The sequence below is a fragment of the Petroclostridium xylanilyticum genome (genome assembly GCF_002252565.1).
Lineage (GTDB): Bacteria > Bacillota > Clostridia > SK-Y3 > SK-Y3 > Petroclostridium > Petroclostridium xylanilyticum.
Window position 1 is genome coordinate 133,359 of record NZ_NPML01000029.1, and the last position, 25,377, is coordinate 158,735.

The following is a 25,377-nucleotide window of genomic DNA, read 5'->3' on the forward strand; positions in this document are numbered from 1 at the left end:
ATTCTAAATAATATAAAAATTTTAGCTTTTATGACAAACGTATGCACACTTTAATTTAGATAGAAAGACTTGTGCATAAGTCTTTTTATAAATAAAAATTAGAGGAGGAATCTCAATGAGCAAGAGGTCGAAAAAAGTATTGACAATCATGTTAGTTGTTGTGCTAACTACAGTAATGACATTTGGTATGACAGGGTGCGGGAAGAAGGCAGAGGTTGAGGCTCCAAAGGAAAGAGCGGAACAAACTCAAGCTGCGGCAACAGCAGAAAAAACTGCTGGTGAAGAAACAGGTCTTAAACCGGAACCTGGTGCAAAACTAAAAGTATGGGATTCAGAAGGTCCTGAAGGTGAATGGCTGCAAGAAGCCATTAAAAAGTTCACAGAACAATATGGTGTTGAAGTTACATATGAACCTGTCGGACACACAGATTCTACCGGCAAGTTACAGACCGATGGTCCTGCAAAACTGGGTGCGGATGTTTTCTCAGCTCCACATGACCATGTTGGTAAGCTTGTTGCATCCGGATTAATCTATCCTAACGATGTATTAAAAGCAGAAGATTATATGGACGCTGCTGTACAGGGTACTTCCTATCAAGGCAAATGGTACGGCTATCCTATGGCAATTGAAACATATGCACTTTTCTACAATAAAGACCTTGTAAAGGAACCACCAAAGACTTTTGACGAGTTAATAGCATTTTCAAAACAGTTCAACGACGTTAAAAATAGCAAGTATGGTTTCATGATGGAAGTAGGAAATTTCTACTTTGTATATTCATTCTTAGCTGGCTATGATGGATATGTATTCGGTAAAAACGGTACCGACGTAAATGATATTGGACTAAACAGTGCAGGTGCTGTTGAAGGGGCTAAATTCCACCAGAAACTGAAAGAGATACTGCCGTTGAATACAGCCGATATTAACTACGATATCAAGAAGGGATTATTTAACGAAGGTAAGCTTGCATTCAACATTGACGGTCCGTGGGCAGTCAAAGGACACAAAGATGCAGGTGTTAACTTTGGCGTTGCTCCGCTGCCATTATTACCTAATGGTAAACATCCGGCATCATTCTCAGGTATCCGTGCATTCTATGTAAACTCTTATACTAATTATCCGAATGCTGCAAAATTACTTGCTCAGTTCCTTTCGTCAAAGGAAATGCTTACAGACAGGTTTAAATCAACAGGTCAAATACCACCTCGTAAAGATTTGTTGAGCGATACAGCTATAACAAGCGACCCAATAGCTGCTGCCTTCCTGGAGCAGGCTCAATATGCACAGGCAATGCCTAACGTGCCCGAAATGGCTTCAGTATGGGGACCAATGGGTACAGCACTTGAAGAAAACTGGAACAAGGGCGGAGACCCAAAACCTATATTAGACAATGCAGTCAAATCAATAAAAGATGCCTTAGCTACTCAAAGCAAGTAAATCTTTTACAACTTGGATATAGACAATGGCAGACCCGCCATTGTCTATATTAGTGCGCCCGGCATGGGCGATAACTAGGCGGTGAAAGTCCGCTGTGGGCTTGGTAGTGGGAACCACTAGCTGAACCGCAAGGGTGTCCATCGCGAGGTGGAATCTGAAGGAAGTGGTAGGCAAAATCTCGGTCTGATGAACAAAAACCAGATAAGAGGCTGAATTGGGGCGGACGAGTTTGCTAAACAAAACGAAGTCCAACACTACCCGAACTCCATACAGTAAATCTGGCAGATAGACGAGATGAAGGTTATCGTTCTTACCCGGGGAGGTCTCAAGGACGAGTCATTAAAGTGAACTCCGAAATGACAACCCATACAGTGATGTATGGCTGAACCTTGAGAAGTCAGCAGAGGTCATAGTACTTATCTAGTCATGAATAGATAAGGAAGGACCGAACATTAGGAGGTTTTGGAAATCTTATGAACTCGAAAGATATGCAAAGACTGCAGACAACTCAACAAAGAGGCTATCCGCTCAATCAAGAAATGGAATTTCAAGAGACAGCGGAAGTGCATAGTATATCATCGGCGTCAAAAGATAGAAGAAACAATGTACAAAGATACACCAGTAATCTGCTTGAAATGATACTAGACCGAGAAAACATGAAAGAAGCATACAAGCGAGTAGTTGCAAATAAAGGAAGCCATGGAGTCGATGGGATGGAAGTAGATGAACTTCTACCGTATCTCAAAGAAAACTGGCCGACCATAAAGCAACAATTACTGGAAGGAAAGTATAAACCACAACCAGTGCTGAGAGTAGAAATACCAAAACCAGATGGAGGAACAAGACTACTAGGAATACCTACAGTACTAGACAGACTAATACAACAAGCAATAGCCCAAATACTAAGTGGAATATACGACCATACATTCTCGGAAAATAGCTATGGATTCAGACCAGGACGCAGTGCAAAAGATGCAGTAACAGCCGCAGAAGTATATATAAACGAAGGATGCACATGGGTAGTAGATATAGACTTAGAAAAGTTCTTTGACAGAGTAAACCACGACATACTGATGACTAAATTAGAAAAGCGGATAGGAGACAAAAGAGTACTGAAGCTGATACGAAGATACTTAGAATCAGGAGTAATGATAAATGGAATCAAAGTAGCAACAGAAGAAGGGACACCACAAGGAGGGCCATTAAGTCCGCTATTAGCAAACATAATGTTAGATGAACTAGACAAAGAACTAGAAAGAAGAGGGCATAAATTCTGTCGGTATGCAGATGATTGCAACATATACGTAAAAAGCAGGTCAGCAGGAAACAGAGTAATGAAAAGCATAAAGAAATTCATAGAAACCAAATTAAAACTAAAAGTCAATGAAGCAAAAAGTGCTGTAGATAGACCATGGAAAAGAAAGTTCTTAGGATTCTCGTTTTACACAAAAGAAAACGAAGTAAGAATAAGAATCCATGAAAAATCCATCAAAAGGCTTAAGGAAAAAGTAAGAGAAATAACCAATCGAAACAAGGGAATAAGTATGGAATATAGAATACGTAGATTGAATCAGATAACGACAGGATGGGTTAACTACTTTGGATTAGCAGATGCGAAAAGAATAATGAAAGCCCTTGACGAATGGATAAGGCGTAGACTAAGAGCATGTATATGGAAACAATGGAAGAAGATAAAAACAAAATACGATAATCTAGTAAAATTAGGATTAGAAAAACAGAAAGCCTGGATATACGCTAATACGAGAAAAGGCTACTGGAGAATATCCAATAGCCAAATACTCAATATGACTCTTACAAATAAATACTTCGAAGACATAGGTTACAAGAGTTTATCAAAGAGGTATCTAATTGTACATTAAATCTTAATGAACCGCCGTATACCGAACGGTACGTACGGTGGTGTGAGAGGACGCTGAATAAAATAATTATTCAGCTTCTACTCGATTATATGACTGATACAGAACTATACATCTTCTATCTTAATCAAAAGTATATATGAATAAATATTTAACAATACAAAAATTAGATATGCAGAAATTAAATTAAAACGCTACTTTTAGAAGGGTGTGAATAAGCGTGAACAATCATTCAGAAAAAGCAGGAGTCTTGTCCATCCTGTTCATGGGGTTGGGACAGTTATATAATAAGCAGTATTTTAAGGGGTTTTTCTTTGCACTGATAGAGATATTCTTCATTATATTGATGTTACCATTTACAGTAAAAAGTTTAAGAGGGCTTATTACCCTGGGAGATACACCTCAAAAAATGGTAAATGGTAAAATCATACAAGGTGACCATTCTATTTTTTTAATGGTTTTTGGTATAATTTCTTTACTGGTCCTTTTTATATTTGCAGTAATCTATGTCATTAATGTAAAAGACGCGTTCAGAGTGGGCATGTTAAGGGATGAGGGCAAAAAGCCGAATAATATCAGGGATTCCCTGCATGTTTTATATGATAGAGGGTTTCCTTATCTTTTACTAACACCTGCAGCTATCTTTACCCTCTTTTTAACGGTATTGCCTTTAATATTCGGAATAATGATAGCTTTTACAAATTATTCTAGCCCCAATCATCTTCCGCCAAGGTCTCTTGTTGATTGGGTAGGTTTTGAAAATTTTATTAATTTATTCAAATTGCCATCTCTTAGCCGTACTTTTTTTGGTGTGGCATTGTGGACAGTTACATGGGCAGTACTCGCAACGGTAACAACATTTTTTGTGGGATTGTTCTTTGCTGTACTTATTAACTCAAATGGCATAGTCTTAAAAAAATTCTGGCGTACCATATATATACTTCCCTGGGCTGTACCGGGATTTATATCTATTCTCATCATGCGTAACATGTTTAATGGACAGTTCGGTCCCATAAACAAATACCTGCAGGCAATAGGTATTAATCCTATTCCCTGGTTTGCAGACCCTACATGGGCTAAAATTACCTGTATATTGGTAAATTTATGGTTTGGCTTTCCCTATTATATGGCATTAATGTCCGGGGTTATAACAGGCATATCAAAGGACCTTTATGAAGCAGCATCAATCGAAGGTGCCAGTGCTAGGCAGCAGTTCTGGAAAATAACCTTGCCTATGGTTCTGTTTGCTACAGCTCCTTTGCTTATTATGGGTTTCGCATATAATTTTAACAACTTTACACTTATTTATCTGTTAACAAGTGGAAATCCCACAAATGCTACCTATAATTTTGCCGGACATACTGATATACTTTTGTCATGGCTATACAAGCTGACTCTTGAACAGAACCAATTCCATATGGCATCAGTAGTTTCAATTTTAATCTTTATAGTAATAGCAATTATCTCAGTCATAAACTTTAGAAATACAAGGTCTTTCAAAGAGGAGGATATGATACAATGAGTGCTAAAGGATTTAAAGGCAGGTTTGTAAGAGTGTTTATTTATATTCTGCTGACTTTGACAGCTATAACATCTATTTATCCCATTATCTGGATTATTATGTCATCCTTTAATCCTGGTACGGCATTGTATTCTACAACACTTATACCCAAGAAATTCACTCTTGCCCATTATACCGAGCTTTTTGTCAAGAAGCAGTTTGGATTATGGTATATGAACACTTTGAAAATTGCCTTTTTTACCATGCTTTTATCTGTTATTCTGGTTGTTGCAACTGCTTATGCGTTGTCACAGTTCAGGTTTAAAGGACGCCGTTTTGGACTTATGACCATGCTTGTACTCCAAGCATTTCCGGGATTTATGACAATGATTGCAGTTTACCTGCTGCTTCTTCAGCTCAATTTGCTTGATACTCATTTAGGATTGATTCTTGTCTATTCAGGAGGTGCCATACCAGGAGGTGCCTGGCTGGTAAAGGGATATTTTGACGGTATCCCCCGTTCGCTGCCCGAAGCGGCTAAGATTGACGGTGCCGGCAATATGACCATATTTCTGAAAGTGATGATGCCATTGTCTATGCCTATCCTTACCTTTATTGCATTATCGAATTTCATAGCTCCCTGGATGGATTTTATACTGGCACGTCTTGTGCTGCGTTCTGCTGATAAGAAGACGCTTGCTATCGGACTTTATGAAATGGTTACGGGCAGGATGAATACAGAGTTTACAATGTTTGCCGCAGGTGCGGTTATGGTTGCAATACCGATAACTATACTGTTTATGTTCCTGCAGAAGTACATTATCCAGGGTCTTACCGAAGGTGCGTCAAAAAGTTGATGCAGCTCACCCCCCAATATAATGTATTAAATGCGATATATAACAGTAGATTATTTTAAGGAGTGTATTTTAATGATAAAAGAAGCAATTTTCCATAGATCTGACATACCTTATGCCTTTGCGGTAGGTCCCAATCAGCTTAAGGTACGAATAAGAGCAAAAATTAACGATCTAGTACAATGTTTTATACTTTATGATGACCGTTATGAGCCTGCAGGAACTGAAGAGATGATACCTATGCGCAAGGTAGCTTCAGATGAGCTGTTTGATTATTTTGAAGCAATTATTGAGATATCTACAAGGCGTCCTCGGTATCAATTTTATCTAAGAGATAAAGAGGGGTTTGATGTCTGGTATGGAGAAAAGGGGTTTGCTTCTGAAGCAAAGGATGCAGGAGTTTTCCAATTCCCTTACATTTGCGATAAGGATATTTACACAATTCCCGATTGGGTCACAGATGCTGTTGTATACCAGATATTTCCCGAACGCTTTTATAATGGGGATAAAAAGAACGACCCTGAGAAAGTCCATAAGTGGGGTGAACCTCCAAAGGCCGATACCTTTTTTGGGGGGGACTTAAAAGGCATTATTGAAAAGTTACCTTATTTAAGTGAGCTTGGAATCAATACAATATACCTGACACCTGTTTTTCAGTCTCCATCTACCCACAAATATGATACTACCGATTATTATATGATTGATCCCCATTTTGGAGATATTGAAACATGTAAGGAATTAGTAAACGAATGCCATAAAATAGGAATTCGTGTAATTTTGGATGCTGTTTTTAATCACTGTGGATATGATTTCTTTGCTTTTCAGGATGTGATTAAAAACGGGAAAAAATCAAAATATGTAGATTGGTTCAATGTTTATAGTTTTCCGGTGAAGAAGAGCCCTAAACCCAATTACGAAACCTTTGCCAAAGATGTCTGGAGCATGCCGAAATTAATGACACGGAATCCTGAAGTCAGGGAATATTTGCTGGGTGTGGCAAGGTACTGGATAGAAGAAGTCGGAATAGACGGCTGGAGGCTTGATGTATCTAATGAGATAGACCATGACTTCTGGAGGGCATTTCGTAAGGTGGTGAAACAGGCTAACCCTGAAGCACTAATCATAGGAGAGATCTGGCATGATGCTGGTCCATGGCTTCGTGGAGATGAATATGATTCAGTGATGAATTACCTATTCCGGGATGCAGTAATAGATTTCTTTGCTAAAAAGTCAATTGGCATTAGTACCTTTGATGCACGTTTAGCCAAAACACGAATGATATACCCGGACCAGGCAACTTATGCAATGTTTAATTTACTTGACAGTCATGACACAGAACGTTTTCTTACTACATGTGAAGAAAAAGAAGAACAACTTCGCCTTGCAGTCCTTTTTCAGATGACCTATATTGGAATGCCAATGATTTACTATGGGGATGAAATAGGAATGGTAGGTGAAAATGACCCTGACTGCCGACGTACTATGATCTGGGATGAGAAAAAGCAAAACAAGGAACTATTACAGTTTTATAAGAAACTGTTGCAAATTCGAAACAAGTTCACAGCTCTCCGTAAAGGGGAGTTCTATACCTGGGTGAAAGACCCTTTAACCAATGTATATGGATATTTACGTAAACATGAAGATGAAACTGTGGCAATTCTTATAAATAATGGATTGAAAGAGAGGACTGTGGAAGTAGACGTAGATTGGCTGCCTGAAAACGTAGTTAACTTGAAGGACCAACTTAGTGGAGAGAGTTATCCGATAAAGGGGAAAAAGTTGTCGCTTGTATTACCTGCGTATGGAGCCGTGATATTGGCGTAAGAATGTTCATTATAAATTTTTTAATGGAGGGAATTGTTTTGATTGATAAATTTATAGCTGACGAATGGAAGATTATAGAAGAAGGATTTGATCCAAAGACAAATAGATTTTCCGAAAGTATATTCAGTCTTGGCAATGAACATATGGGTTTAAGAGGAAACTTTGAAGAAGGCTATTCCGGAGATAGCCTGCAGGGAACCTATGTAGCAGGAATTTATTATCCTGACAAGACAAGAGTAGGCTGGTGGAAAATTGGGTATCCGGAATTTTTTGCCAAGGTCATTAATTCAACCAATTGGATTGGAATAGATGTTGAAATTGATGGAAATAAGCTTGATTTGGCCCATTGTAATGTAAAAGACTTTAAAAGAGTATTGGATATGAAAGAAGGGACGTTAACCCGTACATTTACCTGGATAGGTGATGAAGGTAAAGAAACTTCTTTTGTAATTAAACGATTTTTAAGTATGGCAGAAAACAATATTGCTTGTATCTCAATTGCTGCCACACCATTAAATTACAGCGGGACATTCTCTTTTACTCCTTACCTTGATGGTGACGTATCCAATGAAGATTCCAATTATGGGGAAAAATTCTGGGAAGAAGTAAACCGAAATGTAAATAGCAATGAAGCATTATTAACCATGAAGACTAAAAAAACCGGGTTTATACTTTCAACAGCTATGGATACAAAATTGATACTGGATCCAGAAGAGATAACTGTAGAAAAAAAATTAATGTCGGAAAAATTAGCCTCAAAAGAAAAATATGTAGGTTATAAGTTGGAAATTCCGGTTGAACAAGGTTGCAGGATTGAAATTCAAAAATTTGTCTCTGTATGTACATCTAGGGACTATGAGGAAGATATTTTGGAAAAAATAACACTGGATAAACTTAGATCAGCCACTCAAAAGGGGTATGAAGAACTATTCAAAGAACACTGCGAGGTAATGGAAAGAAAATGGGAAGATAGCGATGTAGTAATAGAAGGGGATGTCAAAGCACAGCAGGGGATTCGATATAATATTTTTCAACTCAATCAGACCTATACGGGAAAAGACCCAAGACTCAATATCGGTCCTAAGGGTTTTACAGGCGAGAAATATGGTGGAAGTACCTACTGGGATACCGAAGCATTTTGTTTCCCGTTTTACTTGTATACCAATGAAAATGTTGCAAGAAACCTTCTGTACTATAGATATTTGCATTTAGAGAGGGCAAAGGAAAATGCAAGAAAGTTAGGGTTTAAGGGTGCACTCTATCCAATGGTGACTATGGATGGACAGGAATGCCATAATGAATGGGAAATTACATTTGAAGAGATACACAGAAATGCAGCCATTGCTTATGCAATTTACAATTATACCAATTATACCGGAGACAGGTCATATCTCTTCCAGTATGGAATAGAAGTCTTGGTTGAAACCAGCAGGTTCTGGGCCGACAGAGTAAATTATAATCCTCGTAAAGATAAATACATGATTTTAGGAGTAACCGGTCCAAACGAATATGAGAATAATGTCAATAACAACTGGTATACCAACACCATGGCAGCATGGAACCTTGAATATACATTGGCATCTCTGGATGAAATAAAAAAGAATGATGAAAAGAGATATCATGAATTAATGACAAAATTACAGTTGAAGCAAGATGAATTATCGAAGTGGCAGGATATTATTGAAAAGATGTACTATCCCTATGTAGAAGAACTCGGGATATTTGAGCAGAATGATTTATATATGGATAAGGAACAAATGCTTGTAAAAGATTTACCACCGGAGGTGCTTCCTCTTAACAAGCACTGGTCATGGGATAGAATATTGCGCTCATGCTTTATTAAGCAGGCCGATGTCATCCAGGGAATTTATTTTTTACCGGAACGGTTTGATGTAGAATGTACAAAAAGAAATTTTGATTTTTATGAACCAAGGACGGTACACGAATCATCCCTTTCACCAAGTATTTATTCCATTGTTGCAAGCCGAATCGGGTATGAAGAAAAAGCATATGAACTGTATTTGAGAACAGCGAGGCTGGACCTTGACAACTATAATGACGATACCGATGATGGTGTCCATCTTACCAGTATGGCAGGGACCTGGGCTGCTATTGTACAAGGGTTTGCCGGAGTGAATGTAATAAATGGAAAACTTTGCTTAAATCCGTATGTACCGGAGCAGTGGGAGTCTTACTCTTTTAAAATAACTTTCCGAGGAAGAAAGCTAAAAATATATGTTCACAAAAAACAAGTTATAGTTGAACAACTCTCAGGAGAGCCTGTGTCAATAAATGTATTTGATAAAGAATATCTGTCTCAAACAGGTAATGATATATCGGTGAAAATATAACTAAAAGGAAGAAGTGAAATGGGATTACAAGTGGAAGAAGTATTAATTACTGTCATATTGCTATTTGACACAAATATTGTTGAATAGCCAATAGGAGGTAAAACATATGTATGCATGGATTAAAAGAGTGCTGTGCCTGGTTGTGATTGCAGGGCTTTTGACAGGATGTAATGTACAAAACCGGACCTGAACTATGATAATCCGAAGGTAAGAGAAGAGATTAAAAAGATTGCAAAATTCTGGCTGAATAAAGGAGTTGACGGCTTCAGGCTAGATGCTGCCCTGCATATTTACGGTGCCTTTGAAAATCCGTTGGGGACAAATCTGGGAGAGAAAAACCAGCAGTGGTGGAAGGAGTTTGGGGCTGCGGTTGAAGAAGTTAATCCCAATGCATACCTTGTAGGTGAAGTATGGGAAAAATCATCTGTTATTGCACCATTTTACAAGGGCCTGGATACTTTGTTTAACTTTGATGTGGGTGAAGGCATCATAAGAATTGTAAATCAAGGGACAGATATTACAGTGAGCAGCAATGGATTTGCTTCAAGGCTCGAAGAGGTATACAAGATTTTTGCGAAGGTTGAACCGAATTTCCTGGATGCTCCGTTTTTGACCAACCATGACCAGAATCGAGTTATGGATAGATTGAGTAGGGACATAAACAAGGCAAAACTGGCAGTGTCAAAAAATTTATCAAAATAGTAACGAATAATAACAAAGATAAATGAAAAGATAGGGAGAAGAAGTAATGAACAGCGAAGTTATTATGGATAGAGGCAGAGCTATTGAAAATGATTATATCTATTTAGGGAATGTAGCAGAGTACGTGCAAAATGAAAATCTTTTTCGATTTCGTTGTGGAAAAACAGAAGTTTTGATAAAAGTATTAGCTGAAGATATCATTAGAATTTTAATGAAACCAAATGAAGTTCCTTCGCTGGATACAACACAGGGAGTTATTTTTAAGGATAACAAAGAAGTTGAAATTAACGCAACTGAATTTGAGGATAAAGTAATCATCAATACTAATAAGCTGAAAATGCAGGTGAATAAAATTCCTTTTGGAGTGGAGATTTACGACTATGAAGGTGACCTCATTTATAAAAGTTATGACAAATGTTTTTTAGGATGGAAAGGAAAAAATATTGCCTGCTTTAGCGAGATTAGAGAAGAAGAACGTTTCTATGGATTTGGTGAAAAGGCCGGTACATTAGATAAAAGAGGAGAAAGTTTAAGCATGTGGAATACCGACATTTTTGATCCGCATAATCCACATACAAAGGAACTATATGTATCCATACCATTCTTTATTGGATTGGCAAAGGGAAAAAGCTATGGTATTTTCCTGGATAATCCTTCAAGGACCCACTTTAATATGGGGGAAGGCCAGGATAAATATTATAGTTTTGAAGCAGAAGCAGGGAAATTAGATTATTATTTTATCTATGGACCGGAAATGAAACGAGTAGTTTCACGCTATACTGATATTACAGGAAAAATGCCTTTGCCGCCAAAATGGGCATTAGGATATCATCAGTCAAAATATAGCTATAGTACGGAAGAGGAAGTGAAAGAGTTAGCAAATAATTTTAGAAAAAAAGAGATACCATGTGATGTTATTCATTTAGATATTCACTATATGGATGAATACAGGGTTTTTACATGGAATTTGCACCGTTTTCCCGATCCTGAAAAAATGATTCAAGATTTAAAAGAAATGGGCTTTCATATTGTAAATATTGTGAATCCAGGAGTAAAAAAAGACCCAGAGTACAAATATTATGTGGAAGGTATGCTGAATAATTATTTCTGTAAAAAGATTGATGGAAGTGCTTATATAGGAAGGGTTTGGCCGGGAGAAAGTGCGTTTCCTGATTTTACAAAACAAGAAACCCGAAAATGGTGGGGGAAAAACCACAAAGCATTTACCGATATAGGCATAGAAGGAATATGGAATGACATGAATGAACCAGCTGTTTTCAGAGATGAACAAAATGGTGGGCTGGAAGATAAAACAATGGATTTGGATGTAATTCATGATAATGATGGGAAACCTGCTACCCATAGAGAGCTTCATAATCTTTATGGGATGCTTGTGAGCAGATCTACTTACGAAGGATTAAAAGGACTGCTTAAGGGAAAAAGACCGTTTGTTTTAACCCGTGCAGGATATTCTGGTATACAGAGGTACGCAGCCGTATGGACAGGGGATAATAGAAGCTTTTGGGAGCATCTTTCAATGACTATGCCAATGGTAATGAATATGGGGCTTTCAGGGATACCATTTGCAGGCCCTGATGCAGGCGGTTTTATGGGAAACAGCAATGGCGAACTGCTGACCAGATGGATACAGTTGGGCGTATTTACACCTTTTTTCAGAAATCATAATTCTATTAATCAACTATCTCAGGAACCATGGGCTTTTGGAGAAAAATATGAAAAAATTATTAAAGAATATATCAGATTAAGATATAAATTAATGCCACACCTGTACAGTATTTTTTATGAGGCCTCTATAACAGGTATTCCGGTGATGAGACCATTGGTATTAGAGTATCAGGATGACCCGGAGGTATATAATCTGAATGATGAATTTCTGGTTGGTGACTCTATTTTAGTAGCACCGATATGTAAACCGGATACAAAATTTAGAGTGGTATATCTACCAAAAGGAATCTGGTATGATTATTGGACAAAAGAAAAATATGTCGGCGGAAAATATATTATGATATATGCACCACTAGATAGATTGCCGATTTTTATTAAACGTGGAGCAATTATTCCTATGGCACCAGCTTTGAATTACATGGGAGAAAAAGAAATAAAAGAATTAACTTTTGAGATTTATGCAGATACTGAAAGTAGATATACTTTATACGAAGATGATGGAGAAACCTTTGAATATGAAGAAGGGAAATATTCACTAACCTACTTTGAATGTAAAAACAATGAAAAGCAAATTATTTTTAAAATTTCTTCCCAAAAGACGGATTTTGATACGGGCCGAGAAAGATATATATTAAAATTCAATGATATGGAGAAAAAACCTGAAGAAGTAAAGTGCAATGAGAAAATGCTAGAGGAAGTAGAAGAAAATCAGATGCTAAATGGTAAGAACTATTGGTATTTTAATGGCAAAGAAAGGGTGCTTTATGTAATCATTAAAGATAGCAAGCCAGAAGCAGATACTATTATAGTTAATGATACCTGTGCCTATTGAATGATAATTAATGGTAAATAACTTCAGTATAGGGGTAAAAAAGGCGATAAATGCCGCAAAAGTTTCAAGAGAATCTACCATAGTATAATTTTTTACATATTTGCGCATTCGTTTGCATAAATTTCAAAACTAATTTTATCAAGATTATAGTTTAGTATAAATAAATTAAAAGAAAAAATTTTAGTGCTTGCTAAAAAGTATGAAAATGCTGAAGTAACAGTTTTTTTGCCATTAGGATTTAGATTAAAGCTCCTTTATTTTAGAATATTTCCAAACATTGAAGTGTTTTTTGGAGAAATATAATGAAACTTGTCTCCAAAATTCAATTATATAGGAAACTAAGGTTTCCATAAAATTATATTAAAAAGGAGGAACAATGTATGGTCATCAAGAACAAAAAAGTAATTTCGTGGCTGCTGATGTTGGCAGTGGTATTTAGTATGTTTAGTGGAATGCTGCAAAATACAGCAGTTTATGCCCAAGACACACAATTAAAAGTTGTCCTTGTTGGAAATTTGCAGGATGAACTGGGTCATTCAAGTGAGTGGGACCCTGCTGCAGAGACAACCGCAATGACGAATTTAGGCAATGGATTTTACAGTTTTACAGGTACATTGCCGGCAGGTAATTATGAATATAAGATTGCACTGGGCAGTTGGGCAGAAAATTACGGTGCAGGAGGGGTGCGTGACGGCGCTAATATAGGATTGGCACTAGAAGCAGAAACAGAAGTTACCTTCTATTACAACCATAATACTCATAAGATTGCAGATTCCACCTGGTATACTCCCATAGAAACCTCTAGACTTCCGCGGGTGGTAGGAAATTTACAACAAGTAATCGGTGATGTGAGCAATTGGGCACCGGACAAAGCCAATGCAATAATGTATGATGATAACTTTGATGGAGTATATTCTGTTACAGTTTCAATACCCAAGGGGAATTATGAATATAAAATCACTTTAGGCTCAACTTGGGAAGAAAATTATGGTCTAAACGGACAAAGAGACGGAGCGAATATACCTTTAAATGTAAAATACGATACCGAAATTACATTCTTTTATAATAGTGAAACTCATGAAATTTATACCGATTATAATCCGATTGGTACAGATGGTTTGGTAGATAAATCCGCTTTATACCATAATTCAAGGGATTCATTGTATCGCAGCCCTTTTGGTGCCATCACGGCAGGTACAGAAGTTGCATTAAGATTACGTACAAAATATGGTGATTTAAGCAGGGCGAAATTATATGTAACAAACAATACGACAGGAAGCTTAAAAACCTATACAATGCAAAAGGCAGGATATACTGAGGATGGAAAGTATGATATCTGGGAAGCAAAATTTATACCCGAAACAAAGGGAGTTTACGGATACAAATTTGTTGCAGGTGACGGTCCTGCAAGTGCAGAGTATGGTGATGATGACGGATTAAACGGGACAGGTACATCTTTTGATGAGGGGGCAAAGGAATTCCAGTTAACTGTCTATGACCCGAATTATAAAACACCGGATTGGATGAAGGCAGCAATTGTTTATCAAATTTTCCCGGATAGATTTTTTAACGGGAATTTGAATAACGATAATGCAAAACAATATGCTCGAGGATATGAACCAATTGAACACAAACAATGGAACGAAATTCCCGATAATCCGCGTAAAAATGATCAACCCGGATATGATGGAGATGGTATTTGGAGTAACGATTTTTTTGGTGGAGATATTGAAGGTATCAGACAAAAATTAGATTATTTGCAAGAAATGGGAGTGAATACAATCTATTTAAATCCCATTGCAAAAGCTGCCTCCAATCATAAATATGATGCAACCGATTATAAAGAATTAGATCCCATGTTCGGCACACTGGAAGAATTCCAGGCATTTACACAGGAATTGAAAGAACGGGGTATGCACCTCATTATTGATGGAGTATTCAACCATGTTGGCGATGATTCGGTTTATTTTGACCGATACGGTAAATATCCAACAGTGGGGGCCTACGAGTATTGGTCAAGAGTATATGATAAAATGAATGCCCATTCAAGCCTTACCGAGGAACAAGCCAAGGCACAGGTAGAGCAAGAACTGATTGCTGAAGGTCAGAAATTTAGTGCAGAAGGTTGGCATAATTGGTTTAATATCGAAAACAATAAAGTGCCATCCCAGGAATATTATAAGTATCAGGCGTGGTGGGGATTTGACAGCTTACCGGAATTCAAATCATTAATGCCGGAGGAGAAAATCGGCTGGCAGGAAGCAAAAGTAAACTATGCAAGTGAATTAAACAATAAAGCACTGGCAGATTATATTATGTATGCTGATGATTCTGTATCAAAGACCTGGCTCAAGAGAGGAGCCTCTGGTTGGAGATTGGATGTTGCAAATGAAGTAGATACGGAATTTTGGAGAGAATTTAGAAAAGAACTCAAAGATTCAGGTTTTGTAAGTGAAATAGGTACTGACCCGGTAATTTTAGGAGAAATCTGGGATGATGCGTCCAAATATTTTCTGGGAGACCAGTATGACTCGGTCATGAACTATCGCTTTAGAGGTGCTGTATTAAATTTCTTAAAAAATGGAAATGCAGAACAATATATGAATGAACTGGAGGCAATAAGAGAAGATTATCCGCAAGAGGCGTTTTATGCATTGATGAATTTAGTTGGTTCTCACGATACTGAAAGAGCTTTATTCATATTGGGGGGAGATGCACCGGCAGAAACTGCTAATTCGCCGTCTGAAATGGCAATTCAGAGATTAAAGTTGGCTGCTGTTTTCCAGATGGGTTACCCGGGTGCACCTACGATTTATTATGGCGATGAGGCAGGTTTAACCGGTTCAAAAGACCCTGACTGCCGCAGACCGTATCCATGGGGAAGTGAAAATGCAGACTTGTTGGCACACTATAAAAAAGTGGGGAAAATCAGAGAAAATAATAAAGTACTACAATCGGGTGATGTAATACCTGTTTATGCAAAAGGTAATGTAATGGCAATTGCAAGGAAATTGGGCGATAGTGCAGCGATTGTTGTTGTCAACCGTGGAGATACAGATGAAAACATTGATGCAAACGTTGCAGGATACTTAAGAGATGGTGTAACATTTATTGATGTATTAAGCGGTGAACCAACAGAATATACTTCTTCGGATGGAGTAGTAAATATTACTGTACCTAAAATGTCAGGTAGGATTTTAATTACGAAAGAGGGGCAGGACCTTACACCTCCTGAAAAGATAACCGGTTTAACAGTAAAAAATGTTGGAGATAAAACAGTATCCATTGAGTGGAATGCAGTACCAGGTACTAAATACAATATATACAGGACGACTTTTAGCGGTGGAGATTATGTATTGTTGAATGACCACCCAATTACTGCAGCAACTTATACCGATACTACTGCCAATAATGCAACTATTTATTATTATGCAGTAGCAGCAGTAGACGATGCCGGCAATGAATCTGAAAAAGTAGAAACAGGCCAAGTTATTCCCTATAAAGAGATTGGATGGGTTGGAAATCTTGATGTTGATAATTTAATTCCGGATGAAACAGTTATAGGAGCAGTTTATCAATTGGATGATGTGACTGCTGAAATCTGGGTTGAAGGTATAACGGACGGAACGGGTGCAGGAGAAGGCATTATTGCCCGATTATGTGTAAAACATGAAAATGATGCTGATTGGACATGGTATGAAGCAGAATATAAAGGTGACCGCGGCAACAATGATGTATATGGTGCAAGCTTTATTCCAATGCTGACGGGAGTATTTACATATAAGATAGAATTTTCCAGTGACCTGGGAACTAACTGGCGTAGTACTGAAGAAAAGCAGATTTCAGTGAAACCGTCCAGTGACCTAATACCACCTCCACCGGCCGTTTTAGCACAACCGGAACAGGAATCGTCTAGAGTGACGTTAAACTGGACTGTAGCAGATGATGTTTATACCGTTCAGGATGCTGTATATCATGTTGATGTAGAGGATGTATATGGTTTCGAAATTTATAGAGATGGAAAGTTACTTGATAGAATATGGGATTCGGAAGTAAGGACATATACAGACTACGATGTTGAAAATGGTACAACTTACACGTATACGGTTGTAAGCTTTGATGACTCCTTTAACAGGGCAGAAGGAAATACGGTGACGGTAACACCGGATTTAGTAATGATTGATGTAACGTTTAAATTACATGCACCGGATTATACGCCTTTGGGAGATACTATTACCATACCGGGGAGTTTTCCGGATACACAATGGAATACCAATTCTCATGAAATGACCCGCGGTGGTGCTGTAACGCCTGATTACACCTTTACCATAAAGCTAAAAGCCGGTACAGAGGTATATTATAAATATGTGCGCAACAATTCATGGGATAGAGAAGGATTGGCTTTGCATAGAGGAGAAACAGAAGATGTCAGCTATTATGGTTATGGAGCACCGGGTACAGATCTTCATATAATTGTTCAGAACCAGGGCGGAAATAAAATGGTTGTTGAAGATGAAGTTGTCCGTTGGATTGATATGCCGGTAGTAATTTATAACAATCCTGACGGGACGATAGTTAATACAGATACAATCATGTTGAGAGGCAGTGTTATCAAGGATCCTGTATTGATTATTAACGGTGAGCAAGTAACCAATATTGAATATAATGCAAACAATAAACAATACGAGTTTAGTCATGAAGTAAAATTGAACTATGGTAAAAATACAATCAACATACATGTTGAGCCGAATGAACAGAGCAAATCAAACATCTTTAAGGGTGATAGTGGAGCGATTGGAAAAGCTACAAAAGACTATACAATTGTTGTGACCACAACCGCAGGTAAATTACCATCTAGTTCCGGTGGTAGTTCATCAAGTGGTTCATCAGGAAATATTTTTAGCAATGCTCCAGATGATAATGATGTAAACCAAATGATAGATAATTTGGATGACACATTAAATTCCGATGATGCATCAGATATATTGGATCAAATCGGAGATAAGGATATTTCTTCAGAAATGGCTGAAAAAGCATTGACTAAGGTTCTTGAAAAATTAGAAGATGTAAATGATAAGGCAGCTCAAGCTATTGCAAAAGTTCTTAACAAAGTTGGACAGATAGATAGTGTAAAAGCAGAGACAAAAGATGGTAAGAAAGTAGTAAAAGTAGAAGAAAAAGACCTGGAAACAGCATTGGAAAAATTTGAAAAAGCAATTAATAATGTAATAGAAAATATAAAGGCAAAAGGTAATGAGAACGCAGTTGCAAAAGTAAAAGAAAATGCTGCTGTCACTATTTCAGTAAAGGATGCTGTTTCAAACGAAGCTTTAGAAGTATTTGTATCAGCAGAATTTATAAAGAAGCTTCGAGGAAAAGGCATTGGTATTCAGGTTGCAGCAAGTGATGGAGTAGTGAAACTTCCTGCAGCAGCCATTAGTGCAGAATTTATGAATGGCGCGAAAGAAGTTAGAATTAAAAAAGAATTGGTTAAACCTGAAGCTGCAAAAGAAATTAAAGACAATGCAACAGCAAAAGATAGCGCATTGAAGCCTATAGGAGCAGTATATAACTTTGAAGTATCTGTAATAGACAGCAAAGGAATGGACAAAAAAGTTGACAGGTTCAATGCTAAGGCAAAAGTAGAAATCAAAATGGACAGTAACGATTTGGCTTCCATCAAAGATAAGAGAAAAGCTGGCGCTTACTATGTAGCAGAAGATGGTAGCATAGAATTCAAAGGCGGTAAGTTCAGCGATACGGGAGTTGAATTTGAGACCGACCATTTTAGCAGTTATGTAGTAATGGAATACAATAAAACATTCCAGGATATTCAAGCACACTGGGCCAAAGATTACATCGAAGTATTGGCAGCAAGACATATAACTAAAGGAATAGATGGAATCAACTTTAATCCTTCAGGAAAAGTAACCAGAGCCCAATTTGCAACTTTCCTGGGAAGAGCCTTAGGCCTTGAAGAGGCAGCCTACAATAACACATTCTCTGATGTATCAAGAGATGCATACTATACAGGCTATGTGCTTACTATGAAAAAAGCCGGATTAATCAACGGTTATGAAGATGGAACATTCAGACCGGATGCTGAGATAACAAGAGAGCAAATGGTTACAATGATTATGAGAGCTTATGCATATGTAACCGGAGAAGACTTAACTTCTGTAAAAGGTTACAGTAGTGCAACTTTTGCAGATATAAATGAAGTATCCGGCTATGCAGTAAATAGCTTGAAAGCAGCTAAAGCACTAGGGTTGGCAAATGGGGTTGGAGGAAATAAATTCAATCCGTCAGGGTCAGCTGAGCGTGCAGCAGTTGCTAAAATGATTATAGAATTGCTGGAGAAAACAAACCGATTTTAAATATTAGAGGAACTGTAAAGTTGCTAAAGGCTGGCAAAGAGCATACATCTTTACCAGCCTCATTTTTATGTTAAGTAAATTATGAATTGCTGAAGCCAACCTAATACACGCCCATTAGATATCGGGGCATGATTATCAAGAGATAAACATGTTAAAATCACAAACCATATATCAAGATTATCTCATTCTCATTTTTTATATAAATAACACTAAGTATGTTACATTATTGTTATTTTGTTCACGGTTCACAGTTCTCAGTTCACAGAAATTAGCCAAGAAAATCCTGTGAACCGTGAATTGTGAACTAAAATAGACAATGTAAAGTACTTAGTAATACTTATATAGTTTATGATGAAGAAAAAGCGAAAGAGATTAATTAAATAAGAAAACAATTGTTAACCAAAATTAAAATTTGGTTGACAATTGTTTTCTTATCATGTAATCTATATCTATAAAAGAAATGATATGCAATACATATCAATTAAAGAAAATTTGGAGGTGTAAATAAGTGGCAAAAGGTATATTTATTGTTGGTACAGATACTGATGTAGGTAAAACGGTTATAACCGGAGGACTTATGTACTTATTGCGGTCGGGAGGATACAATGCCTGTTATTTTAAACCGGTGTTGAGTGGAGCGATGGTTGAAAAGGAACAGCTTGTCCCGGGAGATACCCGATTTATCAAGGGAATATCGGGATTGGAAGAAGAATACCGCCATATTACACCTTATAGCTTTAAAACTCCCGTATCACCCCATCTGGCGTCCAGAATTGAAAAAAAACCTATTGATATCAATGTCATTAAAGAAAAGTTTAAATACATAAAAAATAAATACAAATATATAATAGCGGAAGGCAGTGGAGGACTCTGCGTCCCTTTGAATGATGAAGGATATATGCTGTACCACCTTGTTCAAGAACTGGGCATGACTGTTATAGTAGTAGCCCGGGCGGGCTTAGGTACAATTAATCATACTGTTCTTACCGTCAGGTATGCTCAAAGTATTGGTATAGAAGTGAAAGGTATTATTATAAACGGCTACACTCAATCAAGCTTATGTGCGGATGATAATATTGAAACAGTAAAAAAGCTAACCAAAGTTCCTATAATTGGTGTTATACCGAGGTTAGATGGTGTAGATGTAGAAAAGTTACAATTTGGCAATTTAAAAGAAGAATTTGAAAAAAGAATCAAGACACAAGACCTAATAGAATTGATGGATGAAATTTAACTAAATAATAGAAGAGAATAACAACAATAGGAGAATTAGATATGAAGCACATCATGGCAGATTTGCAAAAAATCAAAGAACGGGGATTATACAGAGAACTGACATATCTGGATGCTGCCCAAGGGCCACGTACTGTTATTGAAGGTAAAAGTGTCCTGCTATTGTCTTCTAATAATTATTTGGGGCTTTGTAATGATGAGCGGTTAAAAAAGGCGGCTATCAGTGCTATCGAAAATTATGGTGTTGGTTCGGGTGGTTCCAGACTGACTACAGGCAGTTATAAATTACACAAAGAATTAGAAGAGAGACTGGCACAATTTAAGCAGACCGAAGCCAGTTTGGTTTTTAATACAGGATATATGGCAAATTTGGGGACTATAGCTGCTTTAGCAGATAGAAACTGGGTTGTTTTTTGTGATAGATTGAATCATGCCAGTATTATTGACGGCTGCAGGTTGAGCGGTGCAAAATTAATTGTTTATAAACACTGTGACATGGAAGATTTGCTTAAGAAGGTAAAAAAATATCAAGGCATTCCGGGTTTGATAGTAACAGACGGTGTATTTAGCATGGACGGCGATATTGCACCACTAGAAGATATTGTGGAAATAGCTGAAAGATACCAACTTATTACAATGGTTGATGACGCCCATGCCACAGGTGTTTTGGGACCTAACGGGGCCGGGACGGCAGATTATTTTGGCTTAAAAGACAGGATTGATATTCAAATGGGGACATTGAGTAAAGCCTTAGCCAGTGAAGGTGGTTACGTAGCAGGGAAACAGTGCCTTATTGACTACCTGAGACACCGTGCCAAAAGTTTTATTTACTCTACTGCATTAGCCCCGCAGACTATTGCAGTTTCCTTAAAGGCCTTGGAGATAGTAAAAGAACAACCTGAATTAAGAAAAGTACTATTGGAAAATGCAAAGTGGTTTCAGGAACAACTTATCTTAGCAGGATTTAAAATCAGAGAAACTAAGACACCAATTATACCTATTATAATAGGCGAAGCTGATGCTGCAGTCCAATTTAGCAGAAGATTGTTGGAGGAAGGTATATATATTCCGGCTATCCGTCCGCCTACCGTACCTGAAGGCACCAGCCGTTTAAGAGTCAGTTTAATGGCGACACATACCAGAGAAGATTTGAGCTATTCATTGGAAAAGATAAAAGAAGTAGGACAAAAATTGGATATCATATAGAAAATCAGGTGATATTTTATGGAAAAACCACATTTAATTATGCTTCCAGGCTGGGGGATGGCATCCTGTGTCTGGATGCCTATACGGGAAGAATTGGCTAAGCATTTTCAATTATTATTTGTCGAATGGGATGGAGTCCATTCTATTGACGGCTTTAAAGAGAAAGTGCTACAGCTTATTACGACAAAACAAATACTATCTTTCTCTTTATTAGGATGGTCATTAGGATCTTTAGTTGCTTTAGATATTGCGAGTGAATATCAGGCACAAATTAGAGATGTCATTTTGATAGGAGGGACCAGTCGTTTTACCAATCATAAAAGTGATGACTATCATGCAGGGTGGCCACGGTATATCGTAGAAAGAATGAAGTGCCAGCTTCAAAAAGATAAAGAACAAACATTATTGACTTTCTATGATTCAATGTTTTCGTCAATCGAAAAAAAACGAGGAGATAATGGACGGTTTCTTCAACTCATCAATAAAAATTTTTGTAACAGTGAGACCTTGTCTTTATTAACAGGACTGGATTATCTTATTCAAACGGATTTCAGGGAGAAACTTAAATTTATTAAAACTCCACTCCTCCTTATCCATGGAGAAAAGGATCAAATCTGTCCCGTGACTGCTTCAGAACTTATTGCAAGCAAAGCATCGTCAGACGTGACGCTGAAGGTATTGCCGGACGTTGGCCACCTGCCTTTTTTTACAAATCCGGACCAATGCATGGTTTACATAAAACAATTTATAAAGGATGGGAGTTTATATGATTAACAAACAGTTATTACGAAAACATTTCAGTAGAAATGCTGTAAATTATGATAAATACGCCGCTGTCCAGAAAAAAATGGCTCATGAATTGGTGGATTTTATAAAACCCAAAAGAAGCAAATTTTCTAAAAATATCCGTATTCTTGATATTGGCTGCGGGACCGGTTACTTGACAAAGCAATTAACCGACCTTTTTCCACTGGCACATATTACAGCAGTTGATATAGCACCCGGAATGATAGAACTGGCCAGAGAAAATTTTAAGCAAAAAAATGTAACATTTTTATGTGGGGATATCGAGGAGATGGAAATAGGTGAGAAATATGACTTGATTGTCTCTAATGCTACTTTTCAATGGTTTAACCATCTTGATAAAACCATCCAAAAGCTTTATGGAATGCTAAATGGAAAAGGTATTATCTGCTTTTCGACTTTTGGCAATCAGACTTTTACTGAGCTGCACCAATCATATCAGAAAGCTAAACAGTATCTTGGACTTGATACAGATATTCTACCGGGACAGTCGTTTTACAGTTTTGACCATCTATACAATTTATGTCAATGTACTTTGAATTCTCAAGAATTTCCACCGTTTTTGATAACAGGAAAAGAATGTTTTGAATATGAATATTTTATTTCTGTAAAAGCATTTTTAGAATCGGTTAAAAAAGTCGGAGCCAACAATAGCAATCAGGAGCGTCATGACAAGAGCTTATCCCTTTTAAAAGAGATGATAAGAATATATGATACCGACTTTCGAGAAAAAAATAAAATCAAAGCAACATATCATTGCTTGTTTTTTAGTATAGAGATTTTGAACTAAAGATATTATTAGGATTAGCAGGTGATGAAGTATGAATCATTTACAAAAAAAAGATTTGCAGTATATCTGGCATCCATGTTCCCAGATGAAAGACTATGAAGACTTTCCGCCTATTATCATTGAAAGAGGAGAAGGGGCATACCTGTATGATATAAATGGAAAGGCGTATCTGGATGCCGTATCTTCCTGGTGGGTGAACCTGTTCGGGCATAGTAATAAAAGGATTAACAAGGCGGTTCAAAAGCAAGTGGAAAATTTAGAACACGTAATATTTGCAAATTTTTCACACCAGCCGGCCATAGGACTTGCAGAAAGGATTGTAAACATCACTCCGGCGGGGCTTAATAAAGTTTTCTTTGCAGATAATGGTTCTTCGGCGATAGAAGTGGCACTCAAGCTCAGTTTTCAGTACCATCAACAAACAGGGAAAACCCAAAAGACAAAATTTGCAGCCATTTCTGATGCCTATCATGGGGAAACGTTGGGTGCACTTTCGGTAGGAGACTTGGACTTGTATAGTAAAATATTTAAACCTATCATGCTCAACACTTATAAGGCAGCGGGGCCCGATTGTTACCGCTGTCCCTATGGCAAATGCAGGCAGGACTGCAACGCAGAATGCTTTGAGCACATGGAAAAATTAATAAGCCAAAAACACAAAGAAATCTGTGCTGTGATTATCGAGCCTCTTATCCAAGGGGCGGCGGGTATGAAAATATATCCACCTATTTATTTGAAAAAGTTAAAAGAGATGTGCAGCCAATACCATGTCCATTTTATTGCCGATGAAATTGCAGTGGGGTTTGGAAGGACGGGTAAAATGTTTGCCTGTGAATATGCGGGCATTAGTCCTGATATTATGTGTTTATCCAAAGGATTAACTGCCGGATATATGCCATTATCTCTTACCCTTGTTACTGATGAAATATATAAAGCTTTTTACTGTGAATACACTGAGTTAAAGGCTTTCATGCATAGCCACAGCTATACGGGAAACCCTATAGCTTGCGCTATTGCCTGTGAATCCCTTAATATTTTTGAAGAAGATAATGTATTGGAAAAAAATAAACAAAAATCTAAATTGATTGGCGACATGGCAGTAAAATTTGCAGAAAAGCACCCTTATGTAGGTGAGTTTCGTCAATTGGGAATGGTAGGAGCATTAGAGCTGGTTGAAGATAAAAAAACAAAGAAAGCGTTCGATTGGACTAAAAGAATTGGATATAATATATATAAAATAGCACTGGAGAAAGGTGTATTGCTTCGCCCTTTGGGAAATGTAATTTATTTCATGCCTCCTTATATTGTAGAAGAGAAAGATATAGAGTTCATGGTGAGTATAGCTTTTGAATCTATTAATCAATATTTTGGCAGATAGTTCTAAAAAATTATATATTTAATCTGTTGTGCTAGTTCACCTATACGGAAAGAATATAGTGGAAAGGCTTGGAGCCTGTTAATATATTTAAGTATTATTAATAAGTGAAATAGCCACAAAGTATATGACTGACTGCTATACAAAGAAATTTTTTTATTTTTTTATTTTTTTGGGATATGTGGGATATAAAATTAGATTTACCCAGAGATAAAAAAGTAATAATAAAAAGGTATATAGAAACACTCTAAATATTTTATATAACTGGTCAGTGCTTCGACGTTTTGATTTGTATTAAAGACAATTGTCAACAAAATTTTAAATTTGATTGATAATTGTCTTTTTTATTATTTCAACACCAATATATGTGATCCAGAGGGACATAAGAGGGTAAATCAGAGGATAAAAAAGGTGAGTGACGTACCTAAAGCTTTCATAAAACAAATAGTAAAATAAGTAAAATATGTATCAGATATTTTTTACACACAACCGTTTTTGGGGCTATACTTGAAAAATAGTTCTACATC

The 25,377-nt window shown here is 37.2% G+C and carries 14 protein-coding genes; all 14 read left to right on the forward strand.

Annotated features, from left to right (window positions below; genetic code table 11):
- Positions 1–115: 115 nt before the first annotated feature.
- Positions 116–1,438, forward strand: a complete 1,323-nt coding sequence (locus CIB29_RS17185) for a sugar ABC transporter substrate-binding protein (protein WP_094551777.1) — start codon at positions 116–118, stop codon at positions 1,436–1,438.
- 473 nt (positions 1,439–1,911) lie between these two features.
- Positions 1,912–3,318, forward strand: coding sequence for a group II intron reverse transcriptase/maturase (gene ltrA, locus CIB29_RS17195; protein ID WP_094546069.1), 1,407 nt, complete (start codon positions 1,912–1,914; stop codon positions 3,316–3,318).
- 217 nt (positions 3,319–3,535) lie between these two features.
- A complete protein-coding gene (locus CIB29_RS17200; RefSeq protein WP_242965322.1) occupies positions 3,536–4,837 on the forward strand; it encodes a carbohydrate ABC transporter permease in 1,302 nt (433 codons plus the stop codon).
- Positions 4,834–5,673 carry a sugar ABC transporter permease gene (locus tag CIB29_RS17205; RefSeq protein ID WP_094551781.1) on the forward strand — a complete coding sequence of 280 codons (840 nt, stop codon included), beginning with the start codon at positions 4,834–4,836 and terminating at the stop codon, positions 5,671–5,673. The genes CIB29_RS17200 and CIB29_RS17205 overlap by 4 nt, the downstream gene beginning before the upstream one ends.
- Positions 5,674–5,745: 72 nt before the next feature.
- On the forward strand, positions 5,746–7,494 hold the full coding sequence (locus CIB29_RS17210; protein WP_094551783.1) for an alpha-glycosidase: 1,749 nt from the start codon (positions 5,746–5,748) through the stop codon (positions 7,492–7,494).
- 38 nt (positions 7,495–7,532) lie between these two features.
- Positions 7,533–9,845, forward strand: coding sequence for a family 65 glycosyl hydrolase domain-containing protein (locus CIB29_RS17215; RefSeq protein WP_157910354.1), 2,313 nt, complete (start codon positions 7,533–7,535; stop codon positions 9,843–9,845).
- A 186-nt stretch (positions 9,846–10,031) separates the two neighbouring features.
- On the forward strand, positions 10,032–10,547 hold the full coding sequence (locus CIB29_RS17220) for an alpha-amylase family glycosyl hydrolase (protein ID WP_094551785.1): 516 nt from the start codon (positions 10,032–10,034) through the stop codon (positions 10,545–10,547).
- A 46-nt stretch (positions 10,548–10,593) separates the two neighbouring features.
- Positions 10,594–13,065, forward strand: a complete 2,472-nt coding sequence (locus CIB29_RS17225) for a glycoside hydrolase family 31 protein (protein WP_094551787.1) — start codon at positions 10,594–10,596, stop codon at positions 13,063–13,065.
- A gap of 380 nt (positions 13,066–13,445) precedes the next feature.
- Positions 13,446–19,442 (forward strand): alpha-amylase family glycosyl hydrolase, encoded by a 5,997-nt coding sequence (locus tag CIB29_RS17230; protein ID WP_094551789.1) that lies wholly within the window; start codon positions 13,446–13,448, stop codon positions 19,440–19,442.
- 508 nt (positions 19,443–19,950) lie between these two features.
- Positions 19,951–20,676, forward strand: coding sequence for a dethiobiotin synthase (gene bioD, locus CIB29_RS17235; RefSeq protein ID WP_094551791.1), 726 nt, complete (start codon positions 19,951–19,953; stop codon positions 20,674–20,676).
- A 41-nt stretch (positions 20,677–20,717) separates the two neighbouring features.
- Positions 20,718–21,881, forward strand: coding sequence for an 8-amino-7-oxononanoate synthase (gene bioF, locus CIB29_RS17240; RefSeq protein ID WP_094551792.1), 1,164 nt, complete (start codon positions 20,718–20,720; stop codon positions 21,879–21,881).
- Positions 21,882–21,899: 18 nt separating this feature from the next.
- Positions 21,900–22,655, forward strand: coding sequence for an alpha/beta fold hydrolase (locus CIB29_RS17245; RefSeq protein ID WP_094551794.1), 756 nt, complete (start codon positions 21,900–21,902; stop codon positions 22,653–22,655).
- Positions 22,648–23,475 (forward strand): malonyl-ACP O-methyltransferase BioC, encoded by an 828-nt coding sequence (gene bioC, locus CIB29_RS17250; RefSeq protein WP_094551796.1) that lies wholly within the window; start codon positions 22,648–22,650, stop codon positions 23,473–23,475. Before CIB29_RS17245 ends, bioC begins: the two co-directional genes overlap by 8 nt.
- A 31-nt stretch (positions 23,476–23,506) precedes the next feature.
- Complete coding sequence (bioA, locus tag CIB29_RS17255) at positions 23,507–24,853, forward strand: adenosylmethionine--8-amino-7-oxononanoate transaminase (protein ID WP_094551798.1); 1,347 nt, start codon at positions 23,507–23,509, stop codon at positions 24,851–24,853.
- The last annotated feature ends 524 nt before the right edge of the window (positions 24,854–25,377 follow it).